The organism is Mycolicibacterium canariasense (genome assembly GCF_002101555.1).
Taxonomy (GTDB): domain Bacteria; phylum Actinomycetota; class Actinomycetes; order Mycobacteriales; family Mycobacteriaceae; genus Mycobacterium; species Mycobacterium canariasense.
This window is the reverse complement of sequence record NZ_LQOL01000032.1, coordinates 1-21223: the sequence shown is the minus strand read 5'-3', so window position 1 is coordinate 21223 and position 21223 is coordinate 1. Positions and strand designations below refer to the sequence as shown.

The following is a 21223-nucleotide window of genomic DNA, read 5'->3' as shown; positions in this document are numbered from 1 at the left end:
GCCGAGACTCGTCGGTGTGGCGACACCACGGCACGACGACCGCCGCCCGCCGTTGGCGCGATCGTTCTACCACCTTTCGGCGGTCGATATCGGTGCCCAGCCCTGTCAGGGAACGGCGTGCTTTGTGGCCCGCCACCGAGATCCCGAACGGTGGGTCGGCGCGGAGTCGGCCGACCCACGGCTGTACTGTCTGGGCCGCTGTTATGACGCTCCCGCACGTGGAGATGACACGACCGAGCCGGTCGTCGAGATCGCTTGTAGCACCGCTGTTGTCCTCGGCCGCTGCGCAACGGTTGGAGCTCCCGAACTGCAGGCGTACCTCCGTGACGGGGGTTACGAGGGGCTGCGACGTGCCCTGAGCATCGGCGCCGAGGCCACGTTGGCCGAGGTGGAGGAATCACAGTTGCGCGGGCGGGGTGGAGCCGGCTACCCGACCGGCCGTAAATGGCGTTCCGCCCGGACGGGCCCGGCAGGCCCGCGGGTGGTCGTGGTGAATGCGGATGAAGGCGACGCCGGCGCCTACATCGACCGCATCCTGTTGGAGAACGACCCGCACGCGATGCTCGAGGGATTGGCCATCGCAGCCTTCGCCACGGGCGCCGAACTGGCGTATGTGTATGTCCGGCGGGAGTATCCGGGCGCGCTGGCGGCCGTGCGTGCCGCGGTGGCCGAGGCCGAGGACGCCGAAATCCTCGGCCCGGCGGTGTTCGGCCCCGCGCGTGGTCTGACGGTGACCGTTGTCCAGGGTCACGGCAGCTATGTCTGCGGTGAAGAATCCGCGCTCCTCAACGCCCTGGAAGGCCGGCGGCCGATGGTCCGACCGCGCCCCCCGTATCCGGCGCAGTCCGGGCTGTTCGGGTTGCCCACCGTCGTCAACAACGTCGAGACCCTGGCCGGGGTGCCGTGGATTCTGCGCCACGGTGGCCGCGAGTTCGCCGCCATGGGATCGGGATCCAGCCGGGGCACCAAGGCGGTAGCACTGAATTCGCTGTTCGCACGCCCCGGGCTTTACGAGGTGGAATTCGGAATCCCGTTGCGGGAGATAGTCGAACGTCTCGGTGGCGGCGTGGCCGGCGAACTGAGCGGTGTCATCGTCGGCGGTCCGCTGGCCGGGGTCGTGCCCCCCGGGAGTCTCGACGTGCCGTTCGCGTTCGACCCGCTGCGCAATATCGGTGCCGGTGTCGGTCACGGTGGGATCATCGCCTTCGACCACAGCACCTCGATCGTTGATCTGGTACACCACGTGTTCCGGTTCGGAGCTTATGAATCCTGCGGTGCCTGCACCCCCTGCCGGGTGGGCACGGCCCGCATCGAAACCCTGTTCAGCCGGCCGCTGGCCCGCTCGGAGCGCGGCGAATGGGAATCCATCGTGCAAGCACTGGCCGCTACCAGCCTGTGTGGGCACGGCGGCGGCCTTGCTGAGTTCGCCCTCAGCGTGATCACCCATTACGGCAAGGAGCTCTACGGTGCCCCGACTGACCATTGACGGGCTCGCGGTGACCTGTCCCGACGGCACTTCGATCTTGTCGGCAGCGGACGCGGCGGGCATCGACATCCCCACCCTGTGCCACGACCCGAGACTGCGCCCATCCGGCACATGCCGGCTCTGCGTGGTCGACGTCGCGGGTGCGCACCGGCCGGCCGCCGCCTGCACCACACCCGTCACCGACGCGATGGTCGTGCGTACCGCTACCCCGACCCTGCACGCACTCCGAAAGACCCTGCTGGAGATGCTGGTTGGGCGCTATCCGGCCAGCGCGGTGTCCGACTCCCCCGACCTGCCGTTCCATCGGCTTCTCGCCGACCACACTGTCGTCCCGACCGGCACTGCGGTGATCGACCTGATCGATCACTCGCATCCGGCAATCCACGTCGACCTGAACCGCTGTATCTCTTGTTGGCGCTGTGTGCGGATCTGCGACGAGCTGCAAGGCCAATTCGCTTGGCGCATCGAGGGCCGTGGAATCGAATCGGAGGTCGTGCCCGACTCGGGCACCACCCTGGCTGCGAGTTCGTGTGTTTCCTGCGGAGCGTGCGTCGACACCTGTCCGACCGAGGCCCTCACCGATAGCGGTTCGGCGTCCGAAGCGCCGCCGACCGACTGGACCCGCACCACGTGTCCGTACTGTGCGGTGGGATGTGAGATGTCGGTCGGTACCCGTGACGGTCGGATCACCGAGATCCGCCCGCTCGTCGACGCGCCGGTCAATCGGGGCCACCTCTGCGTCAAGGGACGTTACGGGTACGGCTTCACCCACGCACCGGATCGGATCACCACGCCGATGCTGCGCGACACCGCCGGTCGGTGGCGTCCTGTCGGCTGGGATGAAGCCATCGAAGCGGCGGTCGCCGGCTTCCGGAAGGTCCTCGACCGGAGGGGCCCGGCGGCGGTGGGAGTGCTGAGTTCGGCACGAGCGACCAACGAGGAGAACTATCTGGCCCAGAAATTCGCCAGGGTCGCATTGGGTACCAACAACATCGACTGCTGCGCGCGAGTATGTCATGCGCCGAGCGCCGCGGGCCTGAAGTCGATGTTCGGCACCGGTGCGGCAACGAATTCATTCGACGACATCGAGATGGCCCGCACCATCATGGTGTGCGGCTCGAACGCCACCGAGGCGCACCCGATCGTCGGAGCGCGCATCAAGCAGGCAGTCCTGCGCGGTGCGCACCTCATCGTCATCGACCCGCGTCGCATCGAGCTTGCCGCGTCCGCCGACGTCCATCTCCAGCCGCGGCCGGGAACCTCGGTGGCGGTGTTGAACTCGATGGCGGCCGCGATTCTCGACGAGGGTTTGGTGGCAGCGGATTTCGTCGCTCGGCGGGTGGACCAGTTCGACGACTTCGGCGCGTTCATCGCGGCCTATCTGCCCGAGCGGACCGCGGAAGTGACCGGCCTGGATCCCGCCGACGTCCGGCGCGCCGCACGCCTGTACGCCCAGCAGGGCCCGTCGCTGCAGTTTCACGGCCTGGGCGTGACCGAGCAGGTGCAGGGCACCGAGGCGGTCATGTGCCTGGCCAATCTGGCCCTGCTCACCGGCAATATCGGGAAGCCGGGTACCGGGTGCAATCCCCTGCGAGGCCAGAACAATGTCCAAGGCGCCGCCCTGATGGGATGCGAACCGCACCACCTGACCGGTTCCGTCCCCCTGGAAACGGCCAAGGATCACACCGCCGCCATCTGGGGGGCTCCGATTCCCGACGCGACCGGTCTGGACGCCATGGAGATGCTCGATGCCGCCGGTAGCGGCACGCTGAAGGCCCTCTGGGTGATCGGATGGGACATCCTGCTGACCCAACCCCAGACCACCGTCGTGCGGCAGGCCCTGGACGAGTTGGACGTGCTCGTGGTACAGGATCTGTTCTTGAACGAGACCGCCCGGCACTGCGCCACGGTCTTCCTGCCGGCGGCCTCGGCTTTCGAGAAGGACGGCACCTTCATGAACTCCGAACGCCGTGTCCAACGATTCCGCGCTGCGGTGCGGCCGCCGGGATCGGCCAAGAGCGACGCCGAGATCATCAGCCGAGCGGCCGCCGCATGCGGGTGGGGGCCGGCATTCTCGTATCGGCAACCCGCGGATGTCTGGGATGAGATCCGTCGTGTCTGGCCGGCCGGCGCCGGCATGACCTACGCCCGCCTGGACCACCCCGGCGGCCTCCAGTGGCCGTGTCCGGACGGCTCACATCCCGGAACGACGGTGTTGCACGTCGACGCATTCCCCGGAATCGGTACACGCGCCAGCTTGCGTCGCGTCGACTATCGACGCAGCGCCGAAATGAGCGACGAACGCTTCCCGTTCACCCTCGTCACGGGCCGCCAGCTATACACGTTCAATGCCGGAACCATGACGAGCCGATCCGCGACGGCAGCATTGAGCGGTACACCGGTTCTGGACATATCACCCGGGGACGCGACGGCCCTGGGCCTGGTCCAGGGAGAAACGGTCCGCATCCGCAGCCGCCACGGCACCGTGACCATGCCGTGCCGTCTCGACGACGGCCTGCCGTCTGCAACGGTGTTCACCACTTTCGGCTGTCCGGACGTCGCGGTGAACGCACTGCTGGGAACGGGCCGTGACCCGACGACGCACACGCCCGAATACAAGGTGACCGCGGTCCACCTGGCTCGGGAAGCGCCGGCTGATAACGAACTTGGCTATTGGTGAATCGAGTCGCAGGCTCACCTGTGCAGCGCAAGTAACTCGGCGAAACCAGCGATGAGGTGCCCGCGGAACAACTCGACGTCCGGTATCGCCGCGGTGTCCACATTGAACCCGATGCCGCACACCTCGTTGTAGGACAGCAGCGTGACGTTGAACGCCGACCCGAGCGTGGGCGAGAAGGCGTATTGACGCCGCACGGTGGCACCGCCAAGACTCACCGGCGCGGCCGGGCCGGGCACGTTGCTGGCGATGAAATCGACATTCCCGAACTGGGATCGGATGTAGCAGCGCGGTGCCAGGTTTACCGCGCCGGCCAGCACCGAGGTGTAAGCCAGAGATTTCTCCGCGCGCTGGGCGCCGGTCAACCGGTGGATGTCGTGCATCCGCACCGCGGGATCGGCCGGTCCGGCGGGAATGCGGAACCGCATCAACGTTGTCCGGTTTCCGCCCAGTTGATCCGTCGCGTTCCGCAGATTGATCGGCATGGTCACCATGAACTCCGTCACCGTGCCACGGTCGGCGTGATAGCGCCGTAACCCTGCGGTGACGGCGGCGAGGAAGGCGTCGTTGAGCGAGCCACCGGCGATCGCCGCGGCCCGGTGCAGCGCCTGAGTCGGAACCTCGTGTACGAAGATCGCGCGAACGCTGCCGCGCCGGCACATCGACGACGATCCGCGCCGGTGCGGGCCGGCGGCGCGCCACAGTGATGCGGCGGTCGCGCCGGCCGACCGTACCGAGCCGGCCGGATGCCGGGTGGTATGAACGAGCAGTCCCGGCATTGTTCGCAACGAACCTTGCAGTGCCCGCACCGCTGCACCGGCCGACGCGGAAACAACCTCGCCGATTGGGCCTATCAGCGGAGGCCAGGCGGATTCGAGCGGAACGGTGGCGGCACACCGCGGCCGGCACCCGAGCTGTTGCGGATCATCGAAAAGAAGCCGGCTGATCTCGACAGCACCCACGCCGTCGGTGAGCGCGTGGTTCATCCTGCACAGCAACGCTGCTCCCCCGCCGGCCATCTCGTCGATGAGCGTTGCTTCCCATAGCGGACGGGCCGGATCGAAATCGGCCATCGCGGCCACCCGGGCAAGCTCCAGGACCGCATCGAGGTCGCCGGCGCCCGGGGCACCCACCCGGCGAACGTGGAAGGCGAGATCGAACTCGGGGTCTGGCTGCCAGCGCGGTGGTAGCGGCCACCGTGAGGGCACCACGCGGCCACGGAACATCGGCACGCTGCGGCTCAGATTCTGGAAACGTCCGACAACAGTTGTGAAGTCGGGTGATCGGTCCAGCAGGATCAACGAGACGATCGTCGATCGCATGCGGGGATCAGCACCGATGGACCAGATGAACGCGTCACTGTTGCGCAAAAAGGTGGTCACGGCACGTCCTGTTCCCTGGCGATCCCGAGCGGCCGGGGGGCGAGCCGCGTCGGGTCACGGCTCGCCCCGGCGCGGTTTACTTCTCGTCGCCATCTGTGCGGGTCAACGCACGGTCCGCACTGCGGATGAGCTTGCGATTGAATTGGTATTGCGCGGCCGCCAGCGTATCGGCCAAGTCGACTGCCGCGTCGATGATCTTGGTCCGCAGCGGATGGACCGCCTCGGGAATCGCCTCGTCGAGGGTCCGACTGAACTTGCGCAGCGCCTCAGCGGCCGCGTGCTGGCCCGCCCGGGCTGATTCTCGAACCTCATCGAACAGATCGGCCGGCTGAGTCGCCGGTGGCTGGGATTTCGTGGTCTGGGTCATCGTGTCTCCTTCGGAAAGTGGACTTACCTACGTGGCCAACGGTATTGACCGCTCCCATAAGGGAATAGCGACCAAAGTCCCAACCTGCGGTGGCCGATGGTCCCCCTCTCGGTCATCGTGCCGGTGCCAGCTACCGATGTGCTGCGAGCGCGCTGAGCCGCTGCACCGCCAGCTCGATGCCCCGTGCCAGCTCGTCGACGTCAGAGGCCGCGTCATAATCCGCGGTGATGCCGAAGTACAGCCCGTCGGCGTAACTCAGGATCGCGATCCCCGTGCGCAGCTGCAGGGCAATCGGCGGAACGGGCAAGATGCGCAGCACCCGGCAGCCCATGATCTTGAGCCGGCGCCGGGGGCCCGGCACATTGGTTGCCAAGGTGACGACACCACGCTGCGGCAATCGCATGAGCACCCGTACCGCCCAAGCCGTCAACGGGAAGGGCAGCGCGCTGACCGCACCCACGAAAATGCTGCCCGCTTCCCGCTGGCCAGTCTTCTTCGATCTCGCCAGTCGGCGATGCACCGACTGGAGCTGCTGTACCGGATCCTGCTTCTCGACCGGAAGCAGCGGCAGCATCAATGACACCCGATTGTCGGTGCTGTCCAACGCATTACTGCCACGGACGGATACCGGTACGAGCGTCCTCAATGACGTTCGCTGTGGCTCGGTGCCACGACGCCGAAGGCCGTCGCGGTAGCTGGAAGTGATGGCCGCCAAGGCCACGTCGTTGAGCGTGACGTCGAAGACACCGGCGATCTTCTCGACATCCCGCAGCCGAACCCGCGCGGCGCTGTAGCGCCGCATCGTGGTGACCGGCCCCCTCAGGGACGACCCGGCGGCTGGATCCAGCAGTCCCATCGCGAGCTGCGCGGCGCCCGTGACCGCCGTAGCCGCCGCACCGGGCAGCGCTGCCGCGCCCCGCCACAGCGCATTCACCCAAACCAACGGGTTCAGGCTCACGCCTGCCACCTTCGGATCGCCGTCGGCTGTCGCCGCTGCGGCACGGATCTCGGTGGCGAAGGTGCCGCGATTTCCCTGATCGCTCAGACCGGAGAGCATGTGCACGGTGGCGATTCCGTCGGCGATGCAATGGTGCATCTTCATCAACAATGCCCAGCGTCCGTCCTCGACACCCTCGATGATCCAGCATTCCCAGAGCGGCCGATCGCGGTCCAAGCGGCGTTCCATGACGTCGGCAACGAACCGGAACAACGCCCCGTCATCACCACCATGCGGAAGTGCCGCGCGGTGAATGTGGTGATGCGGGTCGAAGTGTGGATCGGCTTTCCATTGTGGCGCGGCCAGATCCAGCCGATGGGTAAGCAAGACCTGCTGTAACCGTGCCACCTTCGCGACCCGGGTCGCGATCGAATCCGCGACGCTGTCATAGGCCGGCATCGGGCCCTCGAGCACCGCCACGGCCCCGAGAGCAAGGCTCACGTGCCGGTCGGCGTCCTCGGCCTCCAGAAATGCTGCGTCCAAAGGTGACAAGTGATCCATGCAGCGACTCTTCGCCCAGGACCGACCGGCGCGTAGAGGCGAAGGTCCCGAATGGGTGAAGAGCTACTCCGCCACCCGACTGAGGACTTTGGACCCTCCTTTGTGAGCCGCCCCGCGATGCACGATGGTTTGCGGGAAGAGAACCGACACCGAAGGGACGGTCGCCGTGAAGCACACCACCGAGCGAGTCGACCCATGAGCGTCCAGACCGATGGCACCGCTGTCGCCCGATTGCATCCGCGCGCACCGATGTCACGCCAGATGCGACACCCAGCAGCGACTCGGGCAACACCCCGGGCGACGTGGGAGTCCGTCGTCATGCGCAGTTGGCTGTTCGACGGGCAGGACACGATGATGGCAACGCATCTCGACGACATCTGCGGTACCGCCTTTCACCTCGCTGACTTCCCCTCCGGTCATCGGCTCTTCGGTCAGGGCGAGCCCGGCGACCGGGTATACGTGATCATTTCGGGCCTGGTGAAGATGTCCTGCACGGTGGCGCACGGCAACGAGGTGGTCCGCGACATCAGGGGTCCCGGCGATGTCGTCGGCGAACTGTCGATGTTCGACCCCGGCCCTCGGAGCGAGACTGCTACGTGCCAAACACTGGTACGGACCGGATGGTTGACCAGCGCGTCGCTGCGGCGGTTGGCCGACCGGTATCCCGACCTCGCACAGCGGTGGCTACAGGCGCTTGCTCGTCAATTGCAGAACCGCGAAGCCGAGATGGCCGGCGTGGTGGCCGCCGACGTTGCAACCCGGGTTGCGCGGCAGATCGTCAGTCTCGCCGACCGATTCGGCCAGGATGGCCAGGATGCTCGCGGGACCGTGCATGTGTACCACTCGCTCACGAGGCATGAGTTCGCGCAGCTTGCCGGTGCCAGGCGCGAGGCCGTGAGCCAAGCGCTCGCCAAGTTCGTCGAGCGGGGGTGGCTCGTCACGACACCTGGCGGCTTCGACGTGTTCGACCTGGACTCCCTGCGCCACCGGGCGCGGGGGGCTTTTCCGGACGTCCGGAGGAGGTATCCGGCATGATCGGAACCGAGCTCAAGGCACGAGTCCTGTGCGATGCGGTGGAGATGGCTTGTCGCGCACCGTCGCTCTACAACAGTCAGCCCTGGCGCTGGGTGGCCGAAGGATCATCGACGATTCACCTGTATGCCGACATCGGGCGGGCACTGACCAACATCGATCCCCTCGGCCGCGAGGTGTATCTGAGCTGTGGTGCGGCCCTCGATCATCTGGTGGTCGCGTTGTCGGCTTCGGGGTGGGAAGCCGATGTACAGCGATTTCCGAACCCTGATGTGCCGCTGCACCTGGCGACCATCCACGTCCACGAGATGACCGGTGAGGTGTCGCACCGGGCGTGTGCGCGCGCCGAGGCGATCTTGGCTCGCCGAACCGACCTGAACCACTTCCGTGCGCCGGCGGACTGGCCGGACCTGGAGGTGAGGCTGCGCCAGGCGGTCATTCCCTACCACGTCATGTTCGACACGGTATTGGCTGTCGACCGGCCGCAGCTAGCCGAAATGTCGAGGCTCACTGCAGAACTCCGCCACAACGACCACACCTACGGGTCCGAGGTGGCCTGGTGGAGTCCGGATGGCGACCGCTCCGAGGTCGTGGTGCTGTCCACCTCCCAAGGAGATTCGCACCACGATCTACTGCGCTGCGGCGAGGCACTCTCGGCCGTTCTGCTCGAATGTACGATGGCCGGCCACGCTTCCTGCACGCTGTCCCACTTGACCGAGCTCGCACAGCCCAGGGAACTGCTCCGCGCATTGATCGGCCAGCGCGGCACCCCGCAGCTTCTCGTCAGGGTTGGGCAAGCCGGGACGGAAGTCAATGGCACGTCGATGAATTCGTCGTCCTGGCCCCTCGCCCTGTCGCCGCGCAAGCCGCTTTCACATGTGATGGAGTTTCGGACAGAAGGATACCCGCCATGATGTCCACAGCATCGTCGCCGGCCGCCGCCACCCGCGCCTTCGCACGCGTCCTCGGTCCGTTCTTCGCCATCGTCGCCGTCACCGTCACGGCACGCAGCTGGGACATGAAGCGCCTCCTCGACGACTTCGAATCCACGCCGGTCTGGTCGTGGGTGGTCGGCGCCTTCGTACTGCTGGCCGGACTCGTCGTCGTGTCCCTGCATCCGTACTGGCATGGCTTCGCGGCGATCGTGGTGTCGCTGCTCGGCTGGATGATGGTGGTGCGTGGCATCCTGCTACTGGCCTTCCCCGCCGTCTTCGCCACGATTGCCGAGCACACGATCGGCGCGGAAACCCTCTGGCGCATCGTTTTTGTACTCGTCGGTGTGCTCGGCTTGTACCTGGCCTTGATCGGATGGATGCCGCAACGACCATCCGCCGGATCCACACGCTGACCGCCGCATTCGATCCGAACTGGGAGGACATCAGATGTCAACGACCGCCACCAAGCCGATCATCGTCGGGATCGACGGCTCCGCACAGGCCGAGAATGCGGCCCGCTGGGCGGTCGAGGAGGCGCTACGCCAGAGCACCGCTCTTCGGCTGGTCTATGTGATCCGTACCGATCTGACGGGCATGCTGTCGGCCGACGAGTACCGGCAGAAAGTCGACGAAGCCAAGGATGCGTTGGAATCGGCGCGGCGTGTCGTCGATCGACTCGACGCGAGCGTGACGGTGCAGTCGGCCATCGCAGAAGGCTCCCCGTCCGGTGTGCTGCTCGCCGAATCCCGCGACGCCGCGATGATCTGTGTCGGATCGTCGGGCATGGGCAGAGTGGCCCGGTCGGTGCTGGGATCGACGGCGGCAACGCTCGCCGAGTTGGCGGCATGCCCGGTGGGGATCATTCGCCGTGGTGAGGGCACGCCCGCCGGCGAACCACAGCCGTGGATCATCGTGCCGGTGGATGGCCGAACGGACGATTCGGCCATCGTCGTCGCCGCTGCGGCCGAGGCACGGTACCGGAATTGGCCGGTGTTGGCGGTCGGGGTGGCGCCGCATGGGCATGCGGCGCAGCCCGAGAAGGCGCTGGACGATCTGGTGTCGGATTGGCAGCACCGATTCCCGACATTGCGCATCTACCCGATTTCCACCACCACCGGGATCGCTCAGTTCTTACATGCCAACCCGGATATCGGCGGCGTCGTGGTGGTCGAGGGCGTCCGCTCATCCGATATCGCATCGATCATGGGTGGCGCCGCACACGCCGATCGCGCTGAGTTGGCGGTGCTGGTCGCGCGCCAGGACGTGGATCAGCAGGCGGTCGCTGCGGCGCTACCCCGGACGATGTGACGTCAGTCGATCGGGCGCTCCGGATTCGCCGGTGTGGCCGGACGCCCGCACGTGCGCCTCGGCGCGCATCCGCTCCACCATGTGCGGGTAGTGCAGCTCGAACGCCGGCCGCTCGGAACGGATCCGGGGCAGCTCCGTGAAGTTGTGCCGCGGCGGCGGGCACGAGGTGGCCCACTCCAGCGAGTTGCCGTAACCCCACGGGTCGTCCACCACGACCGGTTCGCCGTAGCGCCAGCTCTTGAACACATTCCACACGAACGGCAGCGTCGAGATACCCAGGATGAACGCGCCGATCGAGGAGACGACGTTCAGCGTGGTGAACCCGTCGGTGGGCAGGTAGTCCGCGTAGCGGCGCGGCATGCCCTCATCACCGAGCCAGTGCTGCACCAGGAAGGTGGTGTGGAAACCGATGAACGTCAGCCAGAAGTGCAGCTTGCCCCACCGTTCGTCGAGCAGGCGGCCGGTCATCTTCGGGAACCAGAAGTAGATGCCCGCATACGTGGCGAACACGATGGTGCCGAACAACGTGTAATGGAAATGCGCCACCACGAAATACGAATCGGTGACGTGGAAGTCCAGCGGCGGGCTGGCCAGCAGCACACCCGACAGGCCACCGAGCAGAAATGTCACCATGAAGCCCACCGAGAACAACATCGGTGTCTCGAACGTCAGTGTGCCCTTCCACATAGTGCCGATCCAGTTGAAGAACTTGATCCCGGTGGGCACCGCGATCAGGAACGTCATGAAACTGAAGAACGGCAGCAGCACCGCGCCGGTGGCGTACATGTGGTGCGCCCACACCGCCACCGACAGCGCACCAATTGCGAACGTTGCGTAGATCAAGGTGGTGTAGCCGAAGATCGGCTTACGGGAAAACACCGGCACCACTTCGCTGATGATCCCGAAGAACGGCAGCGCGATGACATAGACCTCGGGGTGGCCGAAAAACCAGAACAGGTGCTGATAGAGGACCATGCCACCGTTGGCCGGGTCGTAGACGTGGGCGCCGAGCCGGCGGTCGGCGGCCAAGGCGAACAGGGCCGCGGTCAGCAGCGGGAAGATCACCAGCGCCAGGACCGAGGTCACCAGGATGTTCCAGGTGAAGATCGGCATCCGGAACATCGTCATACCCGGGGCACGCATGCACACCACGGTGGTGATCATGTTGACCGCGCCCAGAATGGTGCCCAGACCGCCGACGGCAATCCCCAGGATCCACAAGTCGGCCCCGGCACCAGGGCTGTGCACGGCATCCGAGAGCGGGGTGTATGCCGTCCAACCAAAATCGGCCGCACCGTTGGGGGTGATGAACCCGGCAAGGGCGATCAAGGCACCGAAGACGAACAGCCAGAACGACAACGCGTTCAACCGCGGGAAGGCGACGTCGGGGGCACCGATCTGCAGCGGCAGCACCAGGTTGGCGAAACCGAACACGATCGGGGTGGCGTAGAACAGCAGCATTGCCGTCCCGTGCATGGTGAATAACTGGTTGTATTGCTCGTTGGACAGGAACTGCAAACCCGGCCGGACGAGCTCGGCACGCATCAGCAGCGCCATCAGCCCGCCGACCATGAAGAAGATGAAACACGCGACGCAGTACATGATGCCGATCAGCTTGTGATCGGTCGTCGTGATCAGCTTGTACACCAGATTGCCCTTGGGGCCCATCCGCTGCGGGAACGGACGCCGTGCCTCAAGTTCTCCGATCGGGGGCGCTTCGGCTACCACGCGACCTTCTTTCCACGACGGCTTGGCGACGGCACAGCCATGTCGCGGTGCTGGCGCCCGAACGTCTCAACTCTGGGCAACGGTGGCGGCCGGAACTAGGGCACAAAGTCACTAAATCCGGTCGGCGGGCTCGCATAGCCAGCCGAATGACGTTGCCCGCCAACACTTTGGTGAGGCTACGTTTGCTGGCAGAACGGTTCCGCGGTGCATAATCTGATGGCTATGTCGCATCCTGCCGAGCCGCATACCGGCTCCGTCTCCTCGAAGCTGAACTGGCTGCGGGCCGGGGTGCTCGGCGCCAACGACGGAATCGTCTCCACCGCAGGCATCGTCGTCGGGGTCGCCGCGGCCACGGTGGACCGCGGGCCCATCCTGATGGCGGGTATCGCGGGGCTGGCCGCCGGCGCGGTCTCGATGGCACTGGGCGAATACGTGTCGGTGAGCACGCAGCGTGACACAGAAAAGGCCCTCCTGACGAAGGAGCGCGGCGAGCTGCGCGACGACCCGAGGGCCGAGCTGGAGGAGCTCAAGCAGATCTATGCGGCGAAGGGCCTGTCGGAGTCGACGGCTCAGGCGGTGGCCTCCGAACTCACCGCCCATGACGCGTTCGCGGCCCATGTCGAGGCCGAACTCGGGATCGACCCGGACGATCTCACCAACCCCTGGCAGGCCGCCTTCTCCTCGGCGGCCGCCTTCATCACCGGGGCTCTGCTGCCGCTGCTGGCGATCCTGTTGCCGCCGCCGAGCGCGCGGATCCCGGTGACCGTGGTGGCTGTTCTGGTGGCCCTCGCGATCACCGGCTCGGTGTCGGCTCGCCTCGGCGGTGCGCCGCGAGGTCGAGCCGTTCTTCGCAACATCGTCGGCGGTGGTCTGGCCCTGGCCATCACCTACGCGATCGGACTTCTCGTCGGGACCGTGGTGGGCTGACCGCTAACCGGCGCCCTTGCCGTTGTCGACCCGGTAGACCGCACCGTGGATGGCGGCCGCCGCGTCGCTGGCCAGGAAGGCGATCACGTTGGCCACGTCCAGCGGCTGCATGAATCCGCGTGGCGCGGCCGAACGCAGGATCAGGTCGAAGTCCGGATCCTCGGGTGGGCTGAACTGCTCGATTTGCGGGGTCAGCATCCCACCGGGGCAGACGGCGTTCACCCGCAGGCGGTCCTTGGTGTACTCGACCGCGAGCGCCCGGGTGAGCCCGATGAGGCCGTGTTTGGCCGCGCAATACCCGGCCGAGTACGCCTGGCCCTCCACGCCGGCGATGGACGCGACGTTGACGATGTTCCCGCCGCGTTGGAGCAGGTGCGGTAAGGCGGCCCGGCACAGCGACGCCGGACCGGTCAGATTGACGGCGATGTCGTCGGCCCAATCCTCGTCGGTCAGTGTTTCCGTGCGGCGCATCTGATGCCGTCCCGCCACGTTGACCAGGATGTCGAGTGCGCCCCACCGCGCGACGCACGCGTCGACCGCGTCGCGGCAAGCCTGCGCCGAGGTCACATCGACGACGGCATACGAACCGTGCTGCACGTCGGCGAACACCTCCGCCAGGCGAGCGACATCCCGGCCGATACCGAAAACCGTTGCGCCCCTGCGCGACAACAACCGGGCGGTCTCAGCTCCGAGACCGGACGAGGCCCCGGTGACCAACGCGACCTTGTCTTGCAGGTCGGCCATCACGCCCCGGCCTGCTGGAGATTGTCGGCCACCTCGCGCTGCCAGAACTCGTTGGCGTGCGTGGTGTCCACCTCCAACTCGAAACGATCGGTCATATCGCTGGTGACCTCGGCGAGGTCGACGTAGAACTGCTCATACCAGCGCCGGTGCTGATACACCGCGCCGTCCTCCTCGGTCAGCAGCGGGTTGTCGATGCGGCTCTTGTGCTTCCATATCTCGACATCCTCCAGGAAGCCCTCGCCGAATGACCGGTTCATCGCCGTGGCGAGCTTGGCGGCGTTCTCCGGTGGCATACCCGGGATCAGCTGGACGGCGACACCCCACTGCAGGACGAACGAATCGTGGGTCACCGGGTAGTGGCAGTTGATCAGGGCCACCTCGATCGTGAAATCGGGCGCGACGTCGTTGTGCAACCAGTTGATCATGTAGGCCGGCCCGAAATAGGTGGCCTCCGAGCGCAGCTTTGTTCCCTCCCAGAGCTTTTCGTAGTGCTTGGTGGTATCCGGGCGGGCCTTGGATTCCATGAACTGCGAGGCGGTGTGGCCCTCGATGACGTTCTTGAAGTAGGTGGGGTACGCGTGATGAATGTAGAAGAAATGAGCCATATCGACGTTGTTGTCGACGATCTCGCGGCAGTGCGAACCCTCGATGAGGATCGAATTCCAGGACCACGGCGACCACCGGCCCTCGTCGTAACCATCGATGGTCGGCGGGAACAGCTCAGCCGGGGGCTGGGAGCCCTCGGGGTCGTGCCACACCAGTAGCTGGCCGTTCACCTCACCGGTGAGCCAGCGCCGGGTGCGGGCCAGCCGCGGTGTGCGTTTGGCATAGGGCACCAGCGAGCACTTGCCGGTCGCACCGTCCCAACGCCAGTCGTGAAACGGACACGCCACCGAATCACCCTTGACGGACCCCTGTGACAGATCGCCACCCATGTGCCGGCAGTAGGCGTCGAGCACCCGGAGGCGGCCCTGTGAGTCCTCGAACACCACCAGCCGGGTGCCGAACGCGTTGACGGCATGCGGAGTCCCGTCACGGAAGTCCTCGGCCAGCCCGATGCAATGCCAGCCGCGCGCGAAGCGCTGCATGGGCCGACCCGTGTCGATCTCCCGGACCTCGTCGATGTCGGCCGTCATGGCGCCTCCTCAGCTCGTCACACGCAATTTAAGCACAGTCGCTTATTTTGTCAGCCGCCATTACCATTCCAGACCATGAGGCGAGGTGAGCAGGCCCGAACCGCGATACTGAACGCGGCCGAGGAGCTGATCGCCGCGCGCGGCGCGCAGGTGCCGCTGCGCGATATCGCACTGGCCGCGGGCCAGCGCAACAACTCAGCGGTCAACTACTACTTCAGCAACCGCCAGGAGTTGATCGATGCCGTGGTGCGACGTCGACTCGAGCCGATGGAGCGCGAACGACGGCTGATGCTCGACGCGGTCGGCCCTTCCGCCGATGTCCACACCCTGTTGCGCGTGCTGGTGCTCCCCCTGACGACCGTCGAGAGCGACTGCTACGCAACGTTTCTCCGCGCTTCGGCGGTGTACTTGCCCACCGATACCGACGGGGCACGGGATTCGGCCTGGGGTGAGGTGCTGGACCGCCTGGCCCGCGCCGTGCCGACCACGGATTCCGCGGCGCGGCGCCGTCGCATCGCGGCCCTCGGTACCACGATGTTCGCCCTGCTCGCCGAGCGCGAGCGCTCGGCGGACTCGGTCGGGCCCGTCGACGAGATCATCACCATGCTCGCGGCGATGCTGACCGCACCGGTGTCCGAGCCGGTGTTCACCGGCTGAAAGCCACCAGTCCGTCCGCCGCTATGCGAACGCGACCGTTGAAGTTCATCCGAACGACTGACACTGCGGCGTTGCGGCGGCATCACGCCGGCCTCCTTGACTAACCCTTGGCCGGCAACGATTGACACCGCGACACATTGACGCATCAAGTTGCCACTGGGCACCCCTGGCCAGACGGTCCAAATATACTTAAGCGAAACGCGTTTCGTGTTACCAGCCATCCCGGGACGCGGTTGCCCAGCACAGCCGACAATCTAGCAGTGCGGTGGATCGAGTTATGGGATATCGCGGCTTGCGATCGCCCTGGACATCAAATTGGTTGCCTTATCACGTAGTTCGATGAACCTCCGCCAACTCTGACCACACAGGTACCGACAGCAACTTGCGCCACTCGGGTAGTTTTCCATACTTCCGCGACACCCGACTCCCCCCTGTTACGGTCTTTTACCACGTCACAAGGGGGAACGATGAGAGTTACATTTGGCCTGACCGCAATCTTGGCCACCACAGCCACGCTCATCTCACCGGCGTCAGCAAATGCCGACGTAACCCCTGGCTGCCAGTCAGTGCCTTGGGGTTTTCTCGGTAGTCAAACGCGCAGCATTTGCGATGGCCCAATGTTGGCTGACGGCAGTTGGATTCGTTTTCGCATGATCTGGACGCCCGCGCACCAAGTTCCGTTCAGAACAAGCTGCGGTACCTATAGCTGCACGTCGAGCGGCGGTTACTGGGTCAACGAGCAGATTTTCAGCAAGGAGAAGTACCCCGTGCGGCCAGAGACCGTGCTGCCGGACGAGCCGGCCTGGCTCCCTCCGACGTACACTGATGCCAGCGGCTTCACGCCGGTGAATTTCAACTAGCTCCAACGTGGATTGTCCGCTCCTTCGGATCGGAAGCAGACTCATGTCCTTCCGCCGGCACTGACCCGCTGAGCACACCGGTCCCGCCCGCCACTATCGTCGCCTGAAGAAGTGCAGAGCAACCGAGAGGCGGCCATGTCCCCAGATCCAGCCACCTGCACGATCGACGAGCGCCGGATCGGTGCCGTCACGGTGCTGGCCGTGACCGGAACCGTCGACATGATCACGTCACCGCAGCTGGAGGCTGCATTGACGGCGGCCATCGCGGAGACTCCGCAAGCCATCATCGTGGACCTGAGCGCCGTCGACTTCCTGGCCTCTACGGGTATGGGCGTGCTGGTCGCCGCGCACGATGCCCTGCCCGCCGGCATCCGGTTCGCGGTGGTCGCCGATGGACCGGCCACCAGCCGCCCACTCGATCTGATCGGCTTCGCGGGTGTCTTGGGCGTGGTGCCGACGTTGGATGCGGCCCTGAGCGCCGTCACGGGGTAACGGCTCGGCCGGATTCGTGTCTCGACCACCTCCGGCGTGCCCTTAAGCTGCTAGACGGGGAGCACGACAACAGGGGGAGATCACGTGGCAGGCCCATACCATCAGCCGAATCCGTACGCGGGCTATCCACCGCCGCCGGAGGTACCGATCTTCCAGGTCACCACGATGAGCCATATCGGTGCATTGATCTTCTGGTTCAACCAGCGCCGAACCGTCCAGGGAACCTATGCCCAATGCAACGCCGCCCTGCGATCGGCTCAGACCCAGAACCTCATCGTCGGCTGGTGGAGTTTCCTGTCGATCCTGATTCTCAATTGGGTTGCTCTCATTCACAATTCGCAATCCCGCAAGAAGCTGAACCAGGACGTGCAACAGGCCCAGGCCTATGCCGAATGGTGGCACACCTACGTGCGTGCGAGCCACGCCTAGATGACTCAAAACGCCGACACTCCCCCAGGCTGGTTCCCCGATCCGATCACCGGTGGCGTGCGTTGGTGGGACGGGCACCAGTGGACCGAGCACCGCCAACCCGTTCCGCAGCAAGCACATCCGTATCCACCCGGCGCGCCTGCACCCTACGTGCCACCGCAGTGGGTGCACGATGTGGCCGCTGCGCAGGCGAGGCACAAGAAGCGCACCCGAGTGCTCGCGGTGATCGCCGCCGTCGTCCTGTTGGCGGGTGGGGTCGGTTGGTACTTCTTGGCGCAGAACACGTCCTCCACGGACTGGTACCAGGAGGGCTACGACGTTGGCTATCACAAGGCCGGTGCGCTGGGTTCAATGGGCCAGGCCCCGGAGGACGCGTGTCGATTGGCGTTGATCGGGAAGATCAACCTGGGCGACAATCCGCGCCTCCGCCGCAACCGCGAGCTCCGTCGCGGCTGCGTCCAAGGAGTGCAGGACTACGTCAGGGACCACGGACCCATGCCGGGTTTGAGGTAGGGAACTCAGCCACTTGTCGGCCTCACCGTCGATTCCGGGGGTGCCGCCTCAGCGATAAGCGCGGTCCGCTCTGATCTGCTCGGCCAGGATGTCGGCATGCCCGGCGTGCCGGGCAACCTCGGCGATCATGCCCAGATAGATGAACCGCAGACTCACCGCTCCGACGATGTGATGGGCGACCGTGTCACCGAGCTCACGACCGGCTGCGAGTTCCTGCGAACGTCGGTACGCGGCACGGTATTCGGCGATCGCCGCAGCAAGGCTCTCGCCCTCAGCGACGCGGAAGCTCGGATCTCCACCCTCCGCGGGACCGTCGCACTGCCCGACGCTCATGCCGCCCAGGGTGCGCTGAAACCAGATCCGTTCGGCGACGGCGCAATGCTTGAGTAGCGCGATGGGCGTGGTGAGCGAGGGCACCCGCTTCTCATGCGCTTCGGCATCGGAGAGGTCCTCGACCGCACGCACCAGCTCAGCACGATGCAGGTCCAGCGTGTCCTCCAGTAGTTCACGCTCACCACCGGTGAACGGACGTCCGGGGTTCAGTGCAGCGGTCATTGCAGACTCCTCCAGTAGTTGGGTGGGCTCGGACGAAAGGTCGAGCCGACGAGACTCCGATGGCCGGGTAGCTTTCCGGCGGTGACTGAATGACGAAGCGGCCCGAGCGGCTCGCAACGGAGACCGATCCCACCGTCCACGACCATCCGCCAGTTTGGCCGGATATTGGCCGAGTGGATTTGCCGATCTTCTCGGCCTGAGACCACGAAACCCCACCTGAGAGTGGGGTTGTTGTGGTGGTCCCGACTGGGATCGAACCAGTGACCTTCCGCGTGTGAGGCGGACGCTCTCCCCCTGAGCTACGAGACCGGGGAACGAGAGGGAAGACTAGCACGGCGCCGACACCGGCTCCGAATCGCACCGTCAGCACCTGCCTTCACAGCCGTTACCCAGCCACGCCGCCGGCCCGGCGGTAGCGTCTGGCCGATGAACCGCCGGACGCCCGCCGTTATCGCCGCCGTCGTCGGGTCGTGTGCGCTGCTGCCCGTGTCCATCCCGCTGGCCGCGGCCGACGCCGACGATCTGGTGACGTTCATCTCCCCGAGCGGCAACGTCGGCTGCGTCCTGGATGCCGACTACGCCCGCTGCGACATCGTCGACCGCGACTGGAACCCACCGCCTCGGCCCGCCGACTGCGAATTCGACTACGGCCAGGGCATCGGGCTGGCGCCGGGCGAACGAGCGGCGTTCGTCTGCGCCGGCGACACCACCCTGGGCGGCGAACGGGTGCTCGGCTACGGCGACTCGCTGACCCGTGGGCGGCTCACGTGCGACAGCTCCGAGGCCGGGATCGCCTGTCGCGATACGACCAGCGGCCACGGGTTCTCCCTCTCACGGGAGATTTACCAGCTGTTTTGACTCTGATTGCCCTTCGGTTCCAAGTGATTTGTGGTTCTTCGCATGGTTGGACTAATGTTCCTTCCCGCACCGGGTGACGATCTCACCCGAGGCACGCGGATGTAGCGCAGTTGGTAGCGCATCACCTTGCCAAGGTGAGGGTCGCGGGTTCGAATCCCGTCATCCGCTCGAAGGTGCAGTGGCATCAACCCCAGCGGTGGAGTGGCCGAGTGGTGAGGCAACGGCCTGCAAAGCCGTGCACACGGGTTCGATTCCCGTCTCCACCTCCAAAAGTTGGACCCGGCGCGATTAGCTCAGCGGGAGAGCGCTTCCCTGACACGGAAGAGGTCACTGGTTCAATCCCAGTATCGCGCACCACAGTTCGTGCAGGTCAAACAAGGTAGATAGCCCGGCTACATAGAGCTTGCACCACATTTGCACCACATTGCCCCTGAGCGAGCTTCCCGATAGACGGGAACCACGCCACATGGCCAAATCACCGGCCTCTCTGGACAGAATCGCAACCGACGAAGCATGGGCAGATCCAGCCTGGCCGTCGACAGCGCCACCCGCCATTGCTGCGGGGGTATCGGCGACCACACCGCCGAATGCGACGTACCCGCCACGCTCGCGGCCATCGCCGCGCCAGTCGACGCCCAGCACGTCGAGACTGGCGCGACGATTTCGACACCGGCGACTATGACCGATACTTCCGCGGCACCCGCCGCAGCACCGCCGGCGTCGAGCTGACCATTGCCGGATTCCAGGACGCCGAGAGCGTCACGTGGCGCAATGTCCATGTTCGCCGACGTTCACCTCGACGCCGCCGGCCTGCGGCGTCACGCCGCCCGGGCGCTGGCCGCCGCCGCAGAGCTCGACGAGCTCATGCCCATCGCCTACACGCTCACTGGCCCGACGCACATCTAGGACGAACACACGCCCCCGCACACCATCGTGCGGGGGCCAGCGTCGTTTTAGCAGAGCTCGACGCAATAACCCGCCTGCGCGCAGTAGCCCAATCCCCCGCCTGCGCCGCGGGCCGCACCCGCGACGATTGATCACCTCGCCCGTGCGCCACAGCTCAGCCGCGTCTCATTCGAGGCGGGGCTATCCGGCGTGGCCGAGAACGAATATCGGGCAGATGGTTTCGGGGTTGTTTGGGGAGGGGATCAAACAACAGCACCCCCAAAGGGGTTCCGCGCCGTCAATTACGCGCCCTCCAAGCGGTCCGCTTACGTCCGCGGCAGCTTTGAAGCGCGTCACCAATCCCCTCGGTTGCGACACTCGACCATCTGATTGGATTGTTGAACCTGACCGCAGTCCCAAGCGTCAACTAACGAGGTGCCATGGTCGAACAGCAGTTCCTGAAGTACGAGGCCTCGGGTATCGCGGCGTTACTCCGTACCGAATCGTTGGCGGTGCCTTTCTATCAACGCTCATACTCATGGTCGACCATCGAGGAGAGGCCGAGCTCAGACACTAAGAACGACCGCCAGCAAGTAGTCGACTTTTGGAACGACCTCAAGACTAGTTACGAATCGAAACAGAGCTACTTCCTCGGGACTGTCGTTCTCGCGACTAACAGGGCTCTTCATGATTGAGGGTGTAGAACGGTCAGCTGCTGTCGGCCTGTGATTGGGGTGTCTGGTTGGCTGGGTGT

General features: G+C 65.7%; 23 protein-coding genes and 4 tRNA genes. 19 read left to right on the top strand and 8 right to left on the bottom strand.

Annotated features, from left to right (window positions below):
- The first annotated feature begins 16 nt into the window (after positions 1–16).
- Positions 17–1486 (top strand): NADH-ubiquinone oxidoreductase-F iron-sulfur binding region domain-containing protein, encoded by a 1470-nt coding sequence (locus AWB94_RS05215; protein ID WP_064961226.1) that lies wholly within the window; start codon positions 17–19, stop codon positions 1484–1486.
- Entirely contained in the window at positions 1467–4166 is a 2700-nt protein-coding gene (gene fdhF / locus AWB94_RS05210) for a formate dehydrogenase subunit alpha (protein WP_062655005.1), read from the top strand. Before AWB94_RS05215 ends, fdhF begins: the two co-directional genes overlap by 20 nt.
- Positions 4167–4180: 14 nt before the next feature.
- On the opposite strand, the gene AWB94_RS05205 is transcribed toward fdhF, so the two are convergent.
- The 3 genes from AWB94_RS05205 to AWB94_RS05195 form a co-directional block, all read right to left on the bottom strand.
- Positions 4181–5545 carry a wax ester/triacylglycerol synthase domain-containing protein gene (locus AWB94_RS05205; RefSeq protein ID WP_062655006.1) on the bottom strand — a complete coding sequence of 455 codons (1365 nt, stop codon included), beginning with the start codon at positions 5543–5545 and terminating at the stop codon, positions 4181–4183.
- Between the two features lie 76 nt (positions 5546–5621).
- Positions 5622–5912 carry a hypothetical protein gene (locus tag AWB94_RS05200; RefSeq protein ID WP_062655007.1) on the bottom strand — a complete coding sequence of 97 codons (291 nt, stop codon included), beginning with the start codon at positions 5910–5912 and terminating at the stop codon, positions 5622–5624.
- A gap of 130 nt (positions 5913–6042) precedes the next feature.
- Positions 6043–7410: a wax ester/triacylglycerol synthase family O-acyltransferase gene (locus AWB94_RS05195; protein WP_062655008.1), complete on the bottom strand. Its 1368-nt coding sequence runs from the start codon at positions 7408–7410 to the stop codon at positions 6043–6045.
- 318 nt (positions 7411–7728) lie between these two features.
- On the opposite strand from AWB94_RS05195, the gene AWB94_RS05190 reads away from it, so the two are divergent.
- Genes AWB94_RS05190 through AWB94_RS05175 form a run of 4 tightly spaced genes read left to right on the top strand, consistent with a single transcriptional unit; the run spans position 7729 to position 10685 of the window.
- On the top strand, positions 7729–8445 hold the full coding sequence (locus AWB94_RS05190) for a Crp/Fnr family transcriptional regulator (RefSeq protein ID WP_062655009.1): 717 nt from the start codon (positions 7729–7731) through the stop codon (positions 8443–8445).
- Positions 8442–9356 (top strand): nitroreductase family protein, encoded by a 915-nt coding sequence (locus AWB94_RS05185; protein WP_062655010.1) that lies wholly within the window; start codon positions 8442–8444, stop codon positions 9354–9356. The genes AWB94_RS05190 and AWB94_RS05185 overlap by 4 nt, the downstream gene beginning before the upstream one ends.
- Positions 9353–9790, top strand: coding sequence for a hypothetical protein (locus AWB94_RS05180; protein ID WP_234811630.1), 438 nt, complete (start codon positions 9353–9355; stop codon positions 9788–9790). Before AWB94_RS05185 ends, AWB94_RS05180 begins: the two co-directional genes overlap by 4 nt.
- Before the next feature lie 34 nt (positions 9791–9824).
- Entirely contained in the window at positions 9825–10685 is an 861-nt protein-coding gene (locus AWB94_RS05175; protein WP_062655011.1) for a universal stress protein, read from the top strand.
- On the opposite strand, the gene ctaD is transcribed toward AWB94_RS05175, so the two are convergent.
- Entirely contained in the window at positions 10668–12413 is a 1746-nt protein-coding gene (gene ctaD / locus AWB94_RS05170) for an aa3-type cytochrome oxidase subunit I (protein WP_062655012.1), read from the bottom strand. The two genes, AWB94_RS05175 and ctaD, sit on opposite strands and share 18 nt — an antisense overlap.
- Positions 12414–12629: 216 nt before the next feature.
- Between ctaD and AWB94_RS05165 the strand changes: the two genes are divergently transcribed.
- On the top strand, positions 12630–13340 hold the full coding sequence (locus AWB94_RS05165) for a VIT1/CCC1 transporter family protein (RefSeq protein WP_062655013.1): 711 nt from the start codon (positions 12630–12632) through the stop codon (positions 13338–13340).
- A 3-nt stretch (positions 13341–13343) separates the two neighbouring features.
- On the opposite strand, the gene AWB94_RS05160 is transcribed toward AWB94_RS05165, so the two are convergent.
- Together AWB94_RS05160 and AWB94_RS05155 are read right to left on the bottom strand one after the other, a co-directional pair.
- Positions 13344–14084, bottom strand: a complete 741-nt coding sequence (locus AWB94_RS05160) for an SDR family NAD(P)-dependent oxidoreductase (RefSeq protein ID WP_062655014.1) — start codon at positions 14082–14084, stop codon at positions 13344–13346.
- On the bottom strand, positions 14084–15220 hold the full coding sequence (locus AWB94_RS05155) for a 3-ketosteroid-9-alpha-monooxygenase, oxygenase component (RefSeq protein WP_062655015.1): 1137 nt from the start codon (positions 15218–15220) through the stop codon (positions 14084–14086). The genes AWB94_RS05160 and AWB94_RS05155 overlap by 1 nt, the downstream gene beginning before the upstream one ends.
- A 75-nt stretch (positions 15221–15295) precedes the next feature.
- On the opposite strand from AWB94_RS05155, the gene AWB94_RS05150 reads away from it, so the two are divergent.
- The 5 genes from AWB94_RS05150 (at position 15296) to AWB94_RS05130 (ending at position 18171) form a co-directional block, all read left to right on the top strand.
- Positions 15296–15877: a TetR family transcriptional regulator gene (locus tag AWB94_RS05150; RefSeq protein WP_062655016.1), complete on the top strand. Its 582-nt coding sequence runs from the start codon at positions 15296–15298 to the stop codon at positions 15875–15877.
- A gap of 467 nt (positions 15878–16344) precedes the next feature.
- A complete protein-coding gene (locus tag AWB94_RS36225; RefSeq protein WP_062655017.1) occupies positions 16345–16737 on the top strand; it encodes a CDGP domain-containing protein in 393 nt (130 codons plus the stop codon).
- A gap of 135 nt (positions 16738–16872) precedes the next feature.
- Positions 16873–17229 (top strand): STAS domain-containing protein, encoded by a 357-nt coding sequence (locus AWB94_RS05140; protein WP_062655018.1) that lies wholly within the window; start codon positions 16873–16875, stop codon positions 17227–17229.
- An 84-nt stretch (positions 17230–17313) separates the two neighbouring features.
- Positions 17314–17658 (top strand): hypothetical protein, encoded by a 345-nt coding sequence (locus AWB94_RS05135; RefSeq protein ID WP_062655019.1) that lies wholly within the window; start codon positions 17314–17316, stop codon positions 17656–17658.
- Complete coding sequence (locus tag AWB94_RS05130) at positions 17659–18171, top strand: DUF2510 domain-containing protein (protein ID WP_084394981.1); 513 nt, start codon at positions 17659–17661, stop codon at positions 18169–18171.
- A gap of 48 nt (positions 18172–18219) precedes the next feature.
- On the opposite strand, the gene AWB94_RS05125 is transcribed toward AWB94_RS05130, so the two are convergent.
- Together AWB94_RS05125 and AWB94_RS05120 are read right to left on the bottom strand one after the other, a co-directional pair.
- A complete protein-coding gene (locus AWB94_RS05125; protein ID WP_062655021.1) occupies positions 18220–18726 on the bottom strand; it encodes a DinB family protein in 507 nt (168 codons plus the stop codon).
- A gap of 234 nt (positions 18727–18960) precedes the next feature.
- A tRNA-Val gene (locus AWB94_RS05120) sits at positions 18961–19035 on the bottom strand.
- 117 nt (positions 19036–19152) lie between these two features.
- Between AWB94_RS05120 and AWB94_RS05115 the strand changes: the two genes are divergently transcribed.
- The 7 genes from AWB94_RS05115 (at position 19153) to AWB94_RS05090 (ending at position 21164) form a co-directional block, all read left to right on the top strand.
- A complete protein-coding gene (locus AWB94_RS05115) occupies positions 19153–19584 on the top strand; it encodes a DUF6636 domain-containing protein (protein ID WP_234811628.1) in 432 nt (143 codons plus the stop codon).
- Positions 19585–19679: 95 nt separating this feature from the next.
- Positions 19680–19752: transfer RNA gene (locus AWB94_RS05110), tRNA-Gly, on the top strand.
- Positions 19753–19779: 27 nt separating this feature from the next.
- A tRNA-Cys gene (locus AWB94_RS05105) sits at positions 19780–19853 on the top strand.
- 13 nt (positions 19854–19866) lie between these two features.
- Positions 19867–19941: transfer RNA gene (locus tag AWB94_RS05100), tRNA-Val, on the top strand.
- A 156-nt stretch (positions 19942–20097) separates the two neighbouring features.
- Entirely contained in the window at positions 20098–20313 is a 216-nt protein-coding gene (locus AWB94_RS05095; RefSeq protein ID WP_062655022.1) for a hypothetical protein, read from the top strand.
- A gap of 42 nt (positions 20314–20355) precedes the next feature.
- Positions 20356–20490 carry a hypothetical protein gene (locus AWB94_RS36065; RefSeq protein WP_264022697.1) on the top strand — a complete coding sequence of 45 codons (135 nt, stop codon included), beginning with the start codon at positions 20356–20358 and terminating at the stop codon, positions 20488–20490.
- Between the two features lie 419 nt (positions 20491–20909).
- Entirely contained in the window at positions 20910–21164 is a 255-nt protein-coding gene (locus AWB94_RS05090) for a DUF262 domain-containing protein (protein ID WP_062655023.1), read from the top strand.
- Positions 21165–21223: the final 59 nt, after the last annotated feature.